Consider the following 15,614-nt stretch of genomic DNA (forward strand, 5'->3'; position numbering starts at 1 on the left):
GCCGAAGTTCCGCATTGCGGAACGCGATGAGATGCCAACGATTCTAGCGGCGCCCTCCTGCCTCGAATATAGGGAAAAGCACGACCGTTCATTAAATAACATCTGTGTTTTTGCGGCCGGCCGTATGTGGGTTGGGTCGTCTCAAAACGAATCGCGCCGGCTGATGCTTGCACGCGCAACCGTTGCTATCGCGCGACAGCCAGCATTTTCAGGCCTTTATCAAGCGTCTATCATCCGCCTCCGGCCAGCACCCACTGGCTCGGCATACAAGAAATACGGCCCCGGCACCCCGGCGGTCCGATGAACTTACAACACGCAGCAGAAGAAAAAGGATCACATCGTGAGACACACCCAGATCGCATCGGCCATCGGCGGCCTTGCACTCGCTCTGGCTTGCCAGCACAGCTTCGCGCAAAGCTCGGTCACGCTGTACGGCATCGTCGACACCAGCATCCGTTACCTCACAAACGCTAACGCGAACAACGATAGCGAAGTGCAGATGACGCAAGGTCCGATCACCGGCAGCCGCTGGGGCCTGAAAGGCACCGAGGATCTGGGCGGCGGTCTGTCAGCCGTCTTCCGCCTCGAAAACGGTTTCAATCTCTGGAACGGCCAACTGGCGAACTCGAATACCTTGTTCAACCGGATGGCGTACGTCGGGATATCGAGCGACAAGTACGGCACGGTCACGATGGGCCGTCAGAACACGCCGCTGTTCGATCAGTTGGGTAACACCTTCGACCCGCTGACCGTCGGCAACTTCGACCAGGACGGCTGGCTGCCGGGCGCACTCGGCTACGGTCTGCGTGAGAACAACTCAGTCAAGTACGACGGCAAATTCGGCGGCCTCGAGGTCGAAGGCATGTACAGCTTCGGCGGCGTGGCGGGCAGCGTCGGCGCGAGCAACATGTACGGCTTCACGGCCACTTATGCGGCAGGTCCGGTCTCGCTGCTCGCGGGCTACCAGCAGAATAGCGACCTGCACAACAACAAGTACCGCGTGGCCAATCTCGGCGCGGTCTATGCGATCGGTCCGGTTCACCTGTACGGCGGCTGGCTGTGGGGCCAGGACAACACGGGCATGGTGGACCTGTTCATGGCGGCCGCGAATTCGCCCGCGGCGAACTTCTCGACTCCTGTGACGAAAACCAACCGCATCGACAACGGCCTCTATGCCGGCGCAACGTGGCAGGTTACCTCGCCGCTGCAACTGACCGCTGCGTACTACTACGACCACGCAAAGAACGGCCTGAATGAAGACGGCGTGACGCTCAGCACGGGCGTGCGCTACTCGGCCGTGCTGCTGGCCGAATACTCGCTGTCGAAGCGCACCGAAGTGTATGGCACGGTCGACTTCATGCGTGGCACCGGCTCGGCAACCGCCGACTTCCCGGGTCGCAACAATCAGACCGGCGTCGCAGTCGGCTTCCGCAACATTTTCTAATCGCGGATCGCTTCACCGGGTCTGATGACCGGCACAACGGCGGCGCAGCGCTTCGAGCGGTGCGCCGCCTTTTTTTCGCCTGTTCTCCGCCTGTTCTCGTTAGCGCACGCCGACAGCGCCAGTCCACGCGATATCTCAGATTTGTCTGATTCCCCTGCAGGATGGCGTCGATAGAATTTTTCTGTCTCCCAGAAAACGTTCGACGCCCACCCGCCCCATGTCCCAATCCGCCCAGCAACAACTTCTCGAAGCCTTCGAGGCCCACGCACGCGCGCCTGAGAATACCGACCTGCTCATGCAGATCTGTCAAACGCTGGTACAGGCACGGCGCGACGAGCAAATGCTGCCATGGGCCGACAAAGGTCTTGCGCTGGATCCCGAGAACCGTGGGTTCGTCCACGCGCGCGGCCGCGCGTTGCGCCTGCGCGGGCGCCACGCCGAGGCGGCCGCCAACTGGCTCGCGCATCAGTCCTTGCCGTGGGGCCCGCTTTTCTGCGAAGCGCGAATCGGACGCGATCTATACCTGAGCGGCGAAACGCAGCGCGCCATCGAACACCTCGAAACCGCGTTGAGCCACTATCCGGCAGACCTCTCACGAGACGCGCAACGGGCGCGCAAGTGGCTGGCCGAAGCGTTGCTGAGTCTCGGCGACACGCGCGGGTTCACACACTGGCTCGAACGCAATCGTGGCGACAGCGGCAACTATCGTTACGCCGAGGCGCCGATGTGGAGCGGGCAACGCGACCTGCGCGGCGAGCGCGTGCTCGTGACGCACCAGATGGGCTTTGGCGACCAGTTCCTGTTGTTCGCGTCCGTGCGCCAGTGGCGTGACGCAGGCGCCGACATCATGCTCACGTGCGACCACGCGATACATGGCCTCGTGCAGGCTTCCTTGCCCGGGTGCACCGTGCTGGGCACCGCGCGCCCGCTCGCGGTAAGCGCGCCCTTGCCTCCCGAGGCGCTGGACGCCATCAAGACATTCGCGCCGACGCTGCAGGCCACACTGCTCCATCTGCCGCTGCTCGCGGCCGAAGATTCGCCGCGCGCCCAAGCCTATTTCGACGCTTATCTACGTGCGCCCGCAGCAGCGCGTGAACGCGCGTCCGCGTGGTCGCAAACGCTGCGCGCGCGCGCGCCTGGCAAACGGCTCGTCGGCCTCTTCTGGGACTGCGCACAACAGCACGCCACGGAAATCGGCAGCAAGGAGCGTTGCTGGGCCAGCTTGCGCAGCGTACCGCTCGCGCAAATCGAGCGCCTTACTATGCATCCCGCGCTCACGCGCGAAATCGAGTTCGTCAGCCTGCACCACCCCGTAGCCGAGCTGGCGAACGGCACGCCCCGAGGTGCCATGAGCCACTACGCGCCCGGCATCGCGAACTTTGCCGACACGGCTGCATGCATCGAGCAGCTCGACGCCGTGCTGAGCGTCGACGCCGTCGCCGCAAATCTGAGCGCAATGGTGGGCAAGCCAACCGCCGTGCTCGTCAACCCCACCGGCGAATGGCGCTGGGGCCAGACTGGCGCGCGCACGCCGTGGATGAGCGCGGCGACGGTCCTGCGCCAGACGCAAATGGGCGAATGGCACGACGTCATCTCGCGCGCCATCGGCTGGTTGCTTCGCGGCTAGACCGCGCGATAACCATCGCGTGACTTTTCAAAGCAAACGAGCGGGCAAGTGCCCGCTCGTTTGCTTTCGTCCATCGGCATCTATTCACTCACTCGCTCATTTAATTGCCTGCACATTAATTACATATAAATTACGATTAAAACAAAATGCTTTCGTCAATGGACAAACTTCCCAGGGATTACTACGGGTTGTAGTCGAGAAGCATGCAAATGTTTAATGCCGGGCGTACACTGCTCGCGCGCGGCCCGTTACGGGGGGGCCGCCTCAAGCGACACAACCAAGCCACACAACGCAATGCCGGCACGTGCATGAGATCGCGGTATGCGCTACAGCGCCAACTGCGATCGACAGGAGACATGGCATTGCCCCAGTATCACAGGAGAAGAATCAACATGAGCTGGACGCGTGAACAGAAGAACGTCACGATCGCCGCGTACCTGGGATGGACGCTCGATGCATTCGATTTCTTTCTGATGGTTTTCGTTCTGAAAGACATCGCCACCGAATTCAACACCAAAATCCCGGCAGTGGCTTTTGCCATTACGCTGACACTGGCCATGCGCCCGCTCGGCGCGCTGATATTCGGCCGACTCGCTGATAAATACGGCCGCCGTCCCACGCTGATGGTCAACATCGCGTGCTACTCCCTGCTCGAATTGCTCACGGGCTTCTCGCCCAACCTCGCGACATTCATCGTCCTGCGCGCGCTCTTCGGCGTCGCGATGGGCGGCGAATGGGGCGTGGGCTCCGCGCTCACCATGGAAACCATTCCGCCCAAGTCTCGCGGCATCGTTTCCGGCCTGCTGCAGGCGGGCTATCCGAGCGGGTATCTGCTCGCCTCGATCGTGTTTGGCGTGCTGTATCAGTACATCGGCTGGCGTGGCATGTTCTTCGTTGGCGTGCTGCCTGCGCTGCTCGTGGTCTATGTGCGTATGCACGTGCCCGAGTCGCCGGCCTTCAAGGAGATGCAAAAGCGCGCGCGTCCGAGCCTCATCAGCACGCTCAAGCACAACTGGAAGCTTTCCCTCTACGCCATCGTGCTGATGACGGCGTTCAACTTCTTCTCGCACGGCACGCAGGATCTGTATCCGACCTTCCTGCGCGAACAGCATCACTTCGATCCGCACACGGTCTCGATCATCACCATCGTGCTCAATATCGGCGCGATCGTGGGTGGCCTCTTCTTCGGGCAGGTTTCCGAAAAAATCGGCCGCCGCAAGGCAATCTTCATCGCCGCGCTGATCGCGCTGCCGGTGCTGCCGTTGTGGGCATTCTCGCAAGGCCCGGTGCTGCTCGCGCTCGGCGCGTTCCTCATGCAGATTTCGGTGCAAGGCGCATGGGGGGTGATCCCGGTGCACCTCAACGAGATTTCGCCTGACGAAGTGCGTGCGACCTTCCCGGGCCTCGTCTATCAGCTCGGTAACCTGTTCGCTTCGGTGAACGCCACGCTGCAGGCGTCGCTTGCCGAAACGCACAACCAGAACTACTCGATGGCCATGGCGATCGTCGCCGGCACGGTCGCCATCGTGATCGCGGTGCTGATCCCGTTCAGCCGCGAACGTCGAGGCATCGACATGACGCAGACCGCGAAAGAGGTGTCGGGCGTCTGACGTGCCGGCGGCCCCGTAACGCCGCGCCGCAGCAACATGTGAAAGGCCGTGCCGGGTTCGTCCGCACGGCCTTTTTTGCTGATGTTGACTCGTGTCGAGCGCCCGCACCCGCACACCGGGTAAGACCTCCTGGCCGCACGGCGCGTGGCGTTGCATGATGAAAGCGCACACGCATTTGCAATTTGCAGTCGGTCGAGATACCGCCCGGAGAGCCACTATGAGCGAAACGCCCCAGCCCGATCCGGCGAGCCCCATGGCAGCTTCCGCGCACGTAGCGGCCCCACCCAATACCGACGGCATCTGGTACGCGTCGTATCCTCCCGGCGTGCCGCACGAAATTGGCGCAAGCCAGTACGACTCGCTCACGCATTTCTTCGACGATTGCACGGCGCGCTTTAGCGAGCGCGTCGCCTACGTGAGCGCTGGCTCGCCGATGACCTACGCCGCGCTCGCCCGCAGGACCACGGCTTTCGCGTCCTGGCTGCAAGGCGCGGGCGTGCAGCGAGGCGAGCGTGTCGCGATCATGCTGCCCAACACCTTGCAGTATCCAGTCGTCCTCTTTGGGGCACTCAAGGCTGGCGCCGTGGTCGTCAACGTCAACCCGCTCTACACCGTGCGCGAGCTTGCGCATCAGTTGCAGGACAGCGGCGCGCAGACCATCGTCGTGTTCGAGAATTTCGCCGCCACGCTCGAAGCGGCGCTGCCCGGCACGCAGGTGCAACGCATCGTCGTGACGGCGCTTGGCGACTTGATGGGCGAAGGCGTGAACCTCAAGGGCCGCTTCGTCAACTTCATGCTGCGCCACGTGAAGAAGATGGTGCCGCCCTACCACCTGCCGCAGGCAGTGCGTCTTGTCGATGCACTCGCGCAAGGCGCGCGCGCGCCACACGCGCCGGTGGCAACCCACGCGGACGATCTCGCGTTCCTGCAGTACACGGGCGGCACCACGGGTGTCGCGAAAGGCGCGATGCTCACGCACGGCAACGTGCTCGCGAACGTGCAGCAGGCAAAGGCGTGGGTCGGCAACCAACTCGACGCCAACGCCGAGACAGTGCTCACGCCGTTGCCGCTTTATCACATCTATTCGCTCACCATCAATGCGCTGATCTTCCTCGCGCTCGGCGGTCGCAACATCCTGATCGCAAATCCGCGCGACATGAAGCGCGTCATGAAGGTGCTGCGGCACGAGACGTTCAGTTGCATCAGCGCGGTCAACACGCTCTATAGCGCGCTGCTCGATAACGCGGAGTTCCGCCAGCGCGACTTCTCGGGCCTCAAGCTCGCGATGGCGGGCGGCATGGCCATGCAGAAAGCCATCGCCGACCGCTTCCGGGCCGTGACGGGCAAGTCAGTCGTGGAAGGCTATGGACTCACCGAATGCTCGCCAATCGTCTCGATGAATCCCGTCGATGTCGAGCGTGCACACGCGGGCCAGGGGCATCCGGAAGGCTCGATCGGGCTGCCCGCGCCATCAACGCAGGTGCGATTTCGCAAGGACGACGGCACGTGGGCCGGCATCGGCGAAGCCGGCGAGCTCTGTGTGAAGGGTCCACAAGTGATGAAGGGCTACTGGAATCGCGACGACGAAACGGCAAAGGTGTTTGCCGATGGATGGCTCACGACCGGCGACGTCGGCGTGATGGATGCGCGCGGCTATATCCGCCTTGTCGACCGCAAGAAGGACATGATTCTCGTGTCGGGATTCAACGTGTATCCGAACGAGATCGAGGACGTGCTGGCGATGCACCCCGGCGTGCGCGAGGTGGCTGCGATCGGCGTGCCCGATCCGGTGCAGGGCGAGCGGGTGAAGGTGTTCATCGTGAAGCGCGATCCCACCCTCACGGAAGACGCGCTGATCCAGTTCTGCCGCCAGCAGCTCACGGGCTACAAGGTGCCGCGCCTCGTAGAGTTCCGTGAGTCCCTGCCGCAATCGACGATCGGCAAGATCCTGCGCCGCCAGCTGCGCGATGAGGAAATCGCGAAAAACGCGAAGAAGCCTTAGACATGAGACGTTGAAGCGGTAGCGATAAGGTTAACTAATCAACGTTGCGAAACTTCACTCCACGCGCGTTGGCGAGACGCTCAAGCACGAAACGATCCGAGGGGCGCAACGCGCCAATCAAGGCCGTGCCCGGCTCGAGCCGCCGCGCGATCCGCGCATGCCACAGCGTGCCAATGTCGTCGTCGGCCGCGCCGTCGCCACGCTCGCCTATGGCCCACGCGACGCACCCCGCCTGCGCCGCTTCTCGCGCGAGCACGCGGCCTCGCGCGATCGCCGGGTCGAACACCACGCCATCCGGCGCATTCGGCGCTGCACTCGCGCGAGGCGCGCGTTTGCCCAACGCAACCCGGAGCGCATGCGTCTGCCATGCCGCGCCTAACGCCACAGCACCCGCATCGTAGAGAAAAGCCCGCCTGTCCATCGAGTCCTCCGTGCGTCTTCCTGCCGATCGCTACGCAGTCCTGAGCTGAATCGGTCACGTATAGCCGCGTTGTGAACGCCACGCCGCGGGCCAGACGCCCTGTTTGCCCGGCGAGAGCACGCCCTGCGGATCGAGCGCGTCCTTCACCGTTTGCGCGAGGCGCAACAGCGCGCCGTCGTTAAACGCGTATTGCGCCGCCGCGTAATCCATGTAAAGCAAATGCGAGCGGTACACGCCGTACCCGGCCGCGCCCGCGTCACTCATCAGCGTGCGAAGCAGGTCGCCCGCGCGCGCCGCGTCGTCACGGCGCTCGCGCGCAAAGATCGCCGCGAATACATGATGCAGATAGCGCCCTGCCGCGGTGAAACCGCCGTAGTAATCGAAGCCGTACTCGGCCGCGCGCGCCTTGACGAGCGAGTACTGGCGCAGCGCGTCGCGTCCGTCGGCCGGACATAGCGGCGAGAAGTCCACGTGCGCGCCCTCGCCGCCGCGCCAGTCGAGCATGCGAAACGCGCTCATCCCGGGAATGCCGGCGAGATTGCGGTCGGCGCCGCCCTGAGGTTCTTCGCCTTCGGCATAGCGCCGCGCAGAGAAACGCACGCCAGGTACGCCAGCGAACGCACGCTCGACGATGCGCCGCTCGATGTCGATGACTTCGGGCGCGCCATAAAGCGCGTAGTGCAGATTCCAGCGGCCCACGCCCAGATCGCGCTGCATCGCGGCGACGGCGGCCTCGGGCATCGCGCCCTCGCCTTCGTACCAGCGTGAGCGCGGCGCGAGGCTCGCGGCACGCCGGATCGCGCCTTCGATCGCCGCGTGCTGGCGTATCGTGCCGCCGAGTTGCAGTGCGCGCAGCGTATCGACGAGCACGCCGAGATCGTCCTCGCGCGCAAACTGGATCTCGCCGATCACGAACGCCTGTGGCGCAGGCATAAGCCAAAGTCCCATCTTCGTGACGACGCCGTAGTTCGACTGCGTAAAAAGCGCATCGAACGAAGGTCCGTAGCCCGCCCTGTAGAGTTGCCACGCCGTGCCGTTTTCGATCGCGCCCATGCCGGTGCGCACCACGTCGCCGTTGGCGAGCACGACTTCCATGCCGCACTGCGAGGCGGCGTGGTCGCCGTAGGCGGTCGTGCCGAAGCCGCGCTCGAGCGTGTTGCCGACCACGCTGCCCCAGCCCGCTGCGGGCGGATCGACCCACAGGCGCAGGTGCTGCTCGCGCAGGTGTGCATGCAGATCGAAATAACTCACGCCGGGCTCGACGCGCGCCCACGCGAGGCGCTCGTCCACCTCGAGGATGCGGTTCAGGCGCTGCAGGTCGAGCACGACCGAGCCCGCGAGGCGCGGTGCGGCGCCGCCATAGGCGAAGTTGCGTCCCGTGGAAACGGTCCAGAGCGGCACGCGCGTTTCGTTCGCAACGCGCAGGATCGCGCGGATCTCTTCGACATTCGCGGGGAGGATCGCGGCCGAAGGTGCGAAGGCCTGAGCATCGGAAACCGGCACGAACGGGTCGAAATACGGCTCGAGTGACGCACCGCCACGGCAGATGTTCGGCGCCCCGACGATGCCTTCGAACGCGGCGAGCGCACGCACGAAACGGGCCTCGTCGATGCCGGGTGGCAAGGTGGGCGCGGCGGCGTTCATAGCCCCGCTCCGCTGGCGTCGCTCATAGGCACGCTCCATTATCCGGCAGGACACACACGAGCATCACCTCCCTCGCCACTGGTCACCACTGCCCGGGCTTGCCGCCCAGCGCGCCGCATACGTCCAGCGCGATCTCGTGCAGCTTCGGTTCTGTCTGCGGCCCCGAGAGCGCATAGCCCGTGCGTTCAGTGCTCCAGTAGAACGTGCGGCGGTTACCGTCGCGCAAGAGGCGCACGGGGTCGCGCTCCGCGGCCGAACTGCCCACGTAGAGCGTGAGGCGCTCACCCGCATCATTCTCGTACATGAATTGCGCAGCCGGCCCCGTGTTGCCGGGCAAGAGACGCCCGCCCACGAGCGTATAGCCGTACTCGGCGAGCGACGGCACCGAGAGCGGCTTGCCGAGCCGCCTGGAGAGCCACGCGACGAGATGCGCCTCGTCGGCGGCGCCCACTTCCACGGGATGCCGCTGCTCCGGCGAATACACGGCATACGCGATGTCAGCGCGGCGCGCGAACGCTTCGGGAGATTCGCGGCTCGCGGCCCCCGGCGCCGAACCGGCGACCAGTTCTGGCGCGAGTCCCGCGAGCCGCGGCACGAACATGGTGGCCGTCACCGCGAGCCCCGCGCCCACGGCCACCCACGCCGCCGCGATGCCCGCGCGCCACCACCACGGCAGGCGCGGACGCAGCACCAGAACGGCGGGCGCAGCGCTGGCTGCCACGGTGGCACCGGGCGCATCATCCTCGCCAGGCACGCGCGCGCCTTCGCACAACGCCTGCAGCGCTGCCTTCTGCGCGCGATAAGCCGCGACACGCGCCGCCGCACGCGGATCGTCTGAGAGGCGCGCCTGCAACGCGTCGCGCTCGCCCGCGGGCAGTTCGCCGTCGACGAAAGCACCCAGCATCGCCAGATCCTCTTCAGCGCTGCTTTCAGGGGAACCAGGCGGCGCGCCTTCGCGTTCGTGGCCGAGATCGTTGTCATTCATCGTAGCGTCCCCACCACCCTGAGGGGCGTCGCGCGTTGCGCCGAATCGCGCCCCGGATCCTGCACCGGCCCCGTGTCGAGCAACACGCGCAAATGCTCTCGCGCCCGCGAGAGGCGCGACATCACCGTGCCGGCCGGTACCCCGAGCACCGCCGACGCCTCGCTGTAGCTCAACTCCTCCACGCACACGAGCAGCAGCACCTCGCGCTGCGCCGCCGGCAACGCATAAAGCGCCCGCTGCAGATCGCGCAGCACGAGTCCGTCCACCTCGCCGTGCGGCGCTTCGAGCGTGCGCCACGGTGCGGCTTCGTCGTCGACGGCGATCTCGCGCCGGCCGCGCAACTGGTCGATGTAGAGATGGCGCAGGATCGTGAGCAGCCACGCTCGCAGATTGCTTTGCGGGCGAAACGAAGTCCAGCGCGTGAGCGCGCGCTCCGCGGCGTCCTGCACGAGATCGTCAGCCCAGGCGGCGTCGCCGGTCAGGGCGCGCGCATACCGTCGCATCGGCGCGAGCTGCGCCACGACCTGTGCTTCGAACTCCGGCGACGGTTGACGCAACACGCCGCACGCCGCTCAGTAGCCACCACCCGACGAGCCGCCCGAACTGGTCGACGACGCCCCACCCTGATTCATGTCGCCGCAAGCGGTAAGGCCCGCACCCACAACGCCGGCCAGCGCCACACAGACGAGACACGCGAGAACTTTGCGAAACCGGTTCATGATCACCTCCGTTGCCGATATCGCGTTAAACGTTGCAGCCGGTGCGCTTATTCCGCGCAAGCGGCGATTTCGCTTTTCGTGCGCCGTCGCGCCCTCCATCAACTGGCAATGAAGCGCCGCTCAGATGCCAATCAAGTGCCAATACGGCGCTCCCGCGTGCGCCGCCGCACGGAACGAAGCCCTCGCGCACCGCGAGAATCGTCGCACGCGGATCGAAATGCATCATGTAAGCAAGCGATTCGGCACGGTACCCAACCCAGGACGGCCTCGAATCGGTCGAGCATGGCCGGCCGTCATGGACTACGCTGTGAGGGTGAGCGCATGCGCGTCGAAACGTCACGGGTCTCGCAGCCCGAGTGACGTATCACCAGCAGGCCTCTCTTTCGAAAACCGCTGTCGCTGCACATTGCAAACTGTCATCCGGACGCCCGCCTCCCGGCGGCCGACGACAAGGGACACAGCGATGCATTTTTCGTCAATCTGCGGTTGCGGCCGCGAGCCGGTATAGTTCTGCAGTAAGCTTACTTCCCCGCACGCGCGCTTCGCCGACACAAGGTAGAATCGCGGCGAGCAAACGTTTCCAACTGATTGCGGCATTGCGCCGCCTGGCCAAATCTCGTCCATGCCTTCCGCAGAATCGCACCCGCAAAACGACTTCATGAACGCCGCGCGTAAGGAAAGAAAGCGCGTCGAAATCTATCTGGTCAACGGCATTCGCCTGACCGGATGCATCGAGTCGTTCGATCAGTACCTGGTGATGCTGCGCACGCCCGTCGGCTTGCAAGGCATCTACAAGCGCGCCATTTCGACCATCCAGCTCGACACCGGCACCCGTCCGGGTCCGCGCCCGGGCGGCGCTCGCAGCTCGCACGGCGAGCATACGAGCCGCGGCCCGCACGGCAGCCATGGCGGTCATGGTCCGCGTGAACAACGAGAACCGCGTGAATCGCGCGAGCCGCGCGAAAACTGGTCGGCGCCGTCCGGCGCGCCGTCGGGCGCATCCGGCAACGATCGTGCGTCCCAGGACGGCCCGGTCGTCGTCACGCGCCGCCGCCGCCTCTACGGCGCGGTGAACAACGGCGGCAACGGCGGCGAAGGCTCGGGCAACAGCTAAAGCCGCCGGGCTGGCGCACTCGCTTCACGCTACGCCAGTCACGCCGATCTTCAGGACAGTACGGGCGCGCCAAGGCGCGCCCGCTTGTTTGCGCGCGCGCTTCGTTCAGCTCACTGCTGTTTCATTGCGCCGCGCTGCGAACCGGCCTGGCAGTCGTGGCTCGCGGTCGCGATTTTGGCTTTGCGCTATTCTGACGTGACGCATATCGCCAGGGAGACCGCCATGAGCGCGTCCAAGCCGAAAGCCCCGCAACCCTCGCAGAAAGACCCGCTCGACGAAGCACTCGACGAAACCTTTCCCGCGAGCGACCCGATCGCCGTGGACCCGTCGCCGACCGGCTCTCAACCCAAGCCCCATTCCGCAGACGAACCCCACAAGGGCCGCGACACGCATCGCCACGGCAAGCACTGAGCGCGCCTTGCACGAGCGCACCATGAAAAAAGGCGGCGCGTCCATGCATGACGCTCCGCCTTTTTCGTGCCGAATCTGCAGTCTCGCACGGCCAGACGCCAAATCGGCGCCCAGGCCATCCCGCGTACTGTTGATTAGCGGATCGGCAGACCGCCTTCAACCTGTTGTTGCAACTCGCGCACCTGACGCTGCACCGTGCGCAGTTGCGCCTGGGCGGCTGTCTTCTGTGCCAGCAATGCGTTCGCCTGATCGCGGCTCTGCTTCTGCTGGTCCGCGACGAGCGCCTGCTGTTCGCGCGCGATGGCCAGATCCGCCTGGAGCCGGTTCGCGTGGTCCTGCGTGAGCGCGATCATGCGATCCGTGAACGCCTTCTGCGCTTCGAGGCGCGTACGGCGGATTTCCACTTCGGCGAGCTGTCCCGACTTCATCGCGAAGTCGCGATAGATCGCTTCAGCGCGCGTCTCGTCGCTCGTCTTGATCACGCGCCAGAACGTCTTGTTCTGGAACAGCGTGACGTAGTACGTCATTTCCTTGCCGTAAAACAGCAGACTCGCGCCATAGGAGCCGTTGTACGTCGTGCGCAGTTCGGCGAGTTCCGAGCCTCGCAGCATCTGCTGCAGCTCGGCAACGTTGCCTGCGGCGTTCTGCTTCGCTTCATCCGGCGTAAGTACGCTCGTCTGGCTCGCTGCGCTCGCCGCCATAGGCAACGCAGCGGTTGCGGCCTCGTCCTGCACGGCCGCTGCGGCGGTGGTCTGTGCTACGGGCGCCGCTGCTGCATTTGCTGCTGGATTGTCAGGCAGCGTCTGTGCGCAGCCCGTACCGATTCCCCCGATTAACACCAGCGCCGCCACGACGGTGCGACGAACTCTCCACTTGTAGTCCATGTAGTACCTGCTTTGAACAGTTCTAATTTTTACAAATCGGCACAATTATTACTCACTTTCACGAGTTTCGGGCCGCTCGTAGAAAATTTGCCGATTACGTATCTTTTCCCACAACACTTCGCAAAAAATTCCGAGGAATTGCGTGGTGACCTTGCGCCAGCGGGCGTTTTGGTCCACCGGCGCGAAGCGGCGAAATCGCATTCGAACAGATCTCGCGAACGATCGGTCATGGGTCGACGTGGCAAACGGCGGCCATAGCCACCAGCGGGTCGTCGACCGGATGCGGCGCACCGTACCTGGTCAAACTAGAGTTCCTTCTCTCAAACGCGCGCGATCCTTTCCAGTATCCTGCCGTGACCTTGTGGCGCGCCGGTCGCACTGCACGGGCAGCATCGACACGACAAACAACATCAGTGGAGGAAGACATGAACCGATTCATGGGACGCACGGCGCGCCGCGTCGCGCTGGCGAGCGCACTGTTGTGCGGCGCCTTCGCCGCGCACGCGCAGACCGACACGCCAGTCGGCGTCTGGCAGACCATCGACGACCACACCGGCCAACCGAAGGCGCTCGTGCAGATCAGCGCCGACGCCAATGGCGACCTGAGCGGCAAGGTCATCAAGGGACTTGGCGCAAATGACCAGCCCGACCGGCGCTGCACGGCCTGCACCGACTCACGCAAGGATCAGCTGATCCTCGGCATGACGATCATCGACAGCATGAAGAAAACCGGCGAAGGTTACGATGGCGGCCACATTCTCGATCCCGAGAACGGCAAGGTGTATGGCTGCAAGATGCACACGGAAGACGGTGGCCAGAAACTCGTTGTGCGCGGCTATATGGGCATTTCGCTGCTTGGCCGTTCGCAGACGTGGGTGCGCCAGCAGTGAGCGGATTGAGCTGAGAACCGGCGTGCAGACCGGCAAGCGAACCTGAGAGAAAAAAACGGCCGAAGCGGGCATGCGCCGCTTCGGCCGTTTTCGTAAGCACCCGCGTTACGCCGTGTGACGATACACGGAGCGATAGTTGAAAGGCTGCGATGGCGCGGGCGCGGGTGCCACCGGGACGAACGGCGAATTGCGCGGCGTGTTGCGCGCGGCTTCCTGCCTGCGCGCCGCTTTTTCTGCGCGGCTCACGTGCTTGCGCATGCGCGTTTCGATGGTGTCGCACAACGTCACGCCCTCTTCGCCGAACAACTCGCCCATCACGCGCTTGAGCGCGCCATTGTCGTGCCAGGTCTTGAAGCGGCGATGGCAGGTTTGATACGAAGGGTAGCGACGCGGCATGGCCGACCAGGTCGCGCCGCTATACATGACCCACAGCACGCCATTGAGCACTGAGCGCGTGTTGGCGAGCGGCCGGCCGCGCAACTCGGTGCGCGGGCGCAGTTCGGGCAGCAACAGCATCACGCGCTGCCATTCTTCGTCGGTAATATCGCGATGCGGGGTCATGGAGGGTCCTTTGTCAGAAACAGTACCGACAAACGATATCCACTCGCCCCCGCCGTCCATATCAGACGACTCCGAATCTTGAAAAAGGTGCCGCAGCGCTATTTTGAGACTGGCTCGGCACCAGCCTGGCGCCCGCGTGTCGCCGCGGATAAGTCAAGCAATCCTGACGTTATACGATCAGGTCAGGGCGGTATCGACGATACGGCGCGGCGTTTCGAGATACTCCTTCGACTGCATTTCGACGATACGCGACACCGTGCGCGTGAACTCGTTGGCCATCGGGCCTTCCACATAGAGTTCTTCGGGCGGCACGGCGGCCGACATCAGCAGCTTGACCTTATGGTCGTAGAACACGTCGATGAGCCACGTGAAGCGGCGCGCTTCGGACTGCATGCGCGGCGTCATCTGCGGCACGCCGGAGAGGATCACAGCGTGAAAGCGGCTCGCCAGCTCCAGATAGTCGTTCTGCGAGCGCGGACCGCCGCACAGCGTCGCGAAATCGAACCACACCACGCCGTCAGCCTTGCGCAAGGCCTTGAGCTCGCGCTTCTCGATGCGCAGAAGCGGGCTTTCGTCGGGCACGGCGGCAAGCTCCGCGAACGAGTGGCGCAATGCCTTGTCGGCGGCCGCGCCGAGCGGCGTGTGATAGACCTCGACCTGCGCCAGCGTGCGCTGGCGATAATCGACACCCGCATCGACGTTGAGCACGTCGAGCTTGCTCTTGATCAACTCGATCGCGGGCAGCATGCGGTCGCGATGCAGGCCATCGGGATAGAGCAGATCGGGATCGTAATTGGACGTCATCACGAACTGCACGCCGTTCTCGAAGAGACGGTCGAGCAGACGGTAGAGGATCATCGCGTCGGCGATGTCCGAGACGTGGAATTCGTCAAAGCAGATCAGGCGATAACGCTTCGCAATGCGGCGCGCGAGTTCGTCGAGCGGATCGGCCTGGCCCTTGAGCTCTTCAAGCTCGCGGTGCACTTCGCGCATGAATTCGTGAAAGTGCAGACGCGTCTTGCGCTGCAGCGGCACGACAGCATAGAAGCTGTCCATCAGAAAGCTCTTGCCGCGCCCGACTCCGCCCCACATGTACACGCCGCGTGGCAAGTCCGGGTGAATGAGAAATTTCTTGAGCGCGTTCGAACGCCGCGATTTGTATGCTGCCCACTCGTCGTAGCACCGCTGCAGCCGGTCGATCGCGGCGCGTTGCGCCGTATCGGGCTTGTATCCCCGCTTCTGCAGTTCGTTTTCGTAGTATTCGGTGACGTTCATTTTCCGGGCCGCAAATGAGGAAAGGCG

Annotated in this window: 16 protein-coding genes; 7 read left to right on the forward strand and 9 right to left on the reverse strand. The window is 64.3% G+C overall.

Translation table 11 applies throughout. The annotated features are described in order from the left end of the window. The first annotated feature begins 337 nt into the window (after positions 1 to 337). From L0U83_RS08100 to L0U83_RS08115, 4 genes are all read left to right on the forward strand, one after another. Positions 338 to 1,444 carry a porin gene (locus L0U83_RS08100; RefSeq protein ID WP_233883793.1) on the forward strand — a complete coding sequence of 369 codons (1,107 nt, stop codon included), beginning with the start codon at positions 338 to 340 and terminating at the stop codon, positions 1,442 to 1,444. Positions 1,445 to 1,661: 217 nt separating this feature from the next. Then, the gene (locus tag L0U83_RS08105; RefSeq protein WP_233881715.1) at positions 1,662 to 3,071 is read left to right on the forward strand and encodes a glycosyltransferase family protein; all 1,410 of its coding nucleotides are present in this window, start codon (positions 1,662 to 1,664) and stop codon (positions 3,069 to 3,071) included. Between the two features lie 392 nt (positions 3,072 to 3,463). Then, positions 3,464 to 4,681: an MFS transporter gene (locus tag L0U83_RS08110; protein ID WP_233881716.1), complete on the forward strand. Its 1,218-nt coding sequence runs from the start codon at positions 3,464 to 3,466 to the stop codon at positions 4,679 to 4,681. 217 nt (positions 4,682 to 4,898) lie between these two features. After that, a complete protein-coding gene (locus L0U83_RS08115) occupies positions 4,899 to 6,683 on the forward strand; it encodes an AMP-binding protein (RefSeq protein WP_373321022.1) in 1,785 nt (594 codons plus the stop codon). 34 nt (positions 6,684 to 6,717) lie between these two features. Here L0U83_RS08115 and L0U83_RS08120 read toward each other — a convergent pair whose 3' ends face one another. The 6 genes from L0U83_RS08120 to L0U83_RS08145 form a co-directional block, all read right to left on the reverse strand. After that, on the reverse strand, positions 6,718 to 7,104 hold the full coding sequence (locus L0U83_RS08120; protein WP_233881717.1) for a hypothetical protein: 387 nt from the start codon (positions 7,102 to 7,104) through the stop codon (positions 6,718 to 6,720). A gap of 54 nt (positions 7,105 to 7,158) precedes the next feature. Further along, complete coding sequence (locus L0U83_RS08125; protein WP_233881718.1) at positions 7,159 to 8,748, reverse strand: FAD-binding oxidoreductase; 1,590 nt, start codon at positions 8,746 to 8,748, stop codon at positions 7,159 to 7,161. A gap of 82 nt (positions 8,749 to 8,830) precedes the next feature. Next, positions 8,831 to 9,733, reverse strand: coding sequence for an anti-sigma factor family protein (locus L0U83_RS08130; protein WP_373321023.1), 903 nt, complete (start codon positions 9,731 to 9,733; stop codon positions 8,831 to 8,833). Continuing rightward, a complete protein-coding gene (locus tag L0U83_RS08135) occupies positions 9,730 to 10,293 on the reverse strand; it encodes a sigma-70 family RNA polymerase sigma factor (RefSeq protein ID WP_373321024.1) in 564 nt (187 codons plus the stop codon). Before L0U83_RS08135 ends, L0U83_RS08130 begins: the two co-directional genes overlap by 4 nt. Positions 10,294 to 10,305: 12 nt before the next feature. Then, entirely contained in the window at positions 10,306 to 10,452 is a 147-nt protein-coding gene (locus L0U83_RS08140; RefSeq protein ID WP_233881719.1) for a hypothetical protein, read from the reverse strand. A 25-nt stretch (positions 10,453 to 10,477) separates the two neighbouring features. Continuing rightward, positions 10,478 to 10,678: a hypothetical protein gene (locus tag L0U83_RS08145; RefSeq protein WP_233881720.1), complete on the reverse strand. Its 201-nt coding sequence runs from the start codon at positions 10,676 to 10,678 to the stop codon at positions 10,478 to 10,480. A 396-nt stretch (positions 10,679 to 11,074) separates the two neighbouring features. Here L0U83_RS08145 and hfq point away from each other — a divergent pair, with 396 nt between their 5' ends. After that, on the forward strand, positions 11,075 to 11,566 hold the full coding sequence (gene hfq, locus L0U83_RS08150) for an RNA chaperone Hfq (RefSeq protein ID WP_233881721.1): 492 nt from the start codon (positions 11,075 to 11,077) through the stop codon (positions 11,564 to 11,566). A 222-nt stretch (positions 11,567 to 11,788) separates the two neighbouring features. Further along, positions 11,789 to 11,977: a hypothetical protein gene (locus tag L0U83_RS08155; protein ID WP_233881722.1), complete on the forward strand. Its 189-nt coding sequence runs from the start codon at positions 11,789 to 11,791 to the stop codon at positions 11,975 to 11,977. 134 nt (positions 11,978 to 12,111) lie between these two features. Here the strand turns inward: L0U83_RS08155 and L0U83_RS08160 are convergent, their stop codons facing one another. Further along, positions 12,112 to 12,861: a DUF2968 domain-containing protein gene (locus L0U83_RS08160; protein WP_233881723.1), complete on the reverse strand. Its 750-nt coding sequence runs from the start codon at positions 12,859 to 12,861 to the stop codon at positions 12,112 to 12,114. Positions 12,862 to 13,286: 425 nt separating this feature from the next. On the opposite strand from L0U83_RS08160, the gene L0U83_RS08170 reads away from it, so the two are divergent. Next, positions 13,287 to 13,751, forward strand: a complete 465-nt coding sequence (locus L0U83_RS08170) for a DUF2147 domain-containing protein (protein WP_233881724.1) — start codon at positions 13,287 to 13,289, stop codon at positions 13,749 to 13,751. 105 nt (positions 13,752 to 13,856) lie between these two features. On the opposite strand, the gene L0U83_RS08175 is transcribed toward L0U83_RS08170, so the two are convergent. Next, entirely contained in the window at positions 13,857 to 14,312 is a 456-nt protein-coding gene (locus tag L0U83_RS08175) for a transposase (RefSeq protein ID WP_233881725.1), read from the reverse strand. A gap of 177 nt (positions 14,313 to 14,489) precedes the next feature. After that, complete coding sequence (gene zapE / locus L0U83_RS08180) at positions 14,490 to 15,587, reverse strand: cell division protein ZapE (protein ID WP_233881726.1); 1,098 nt, start codon at positions 15,585 to 15,587, stop codon at positions 14,490 to 14,492. Positions 15,588 to 15,614 lie beyond the last annotated feature (27 nt).

It is taken from the genome of Paraburkholderia flagellata (assembly GCF_021390645.1).
Taxonomy (GTDB): domain Bacteria; phylum Pseudomonadota; class Gammaproteobacteria; order Burkholderiales; family Burkholderiaceae; genus Paraburkholderia; species Paraburkholderia flagellata.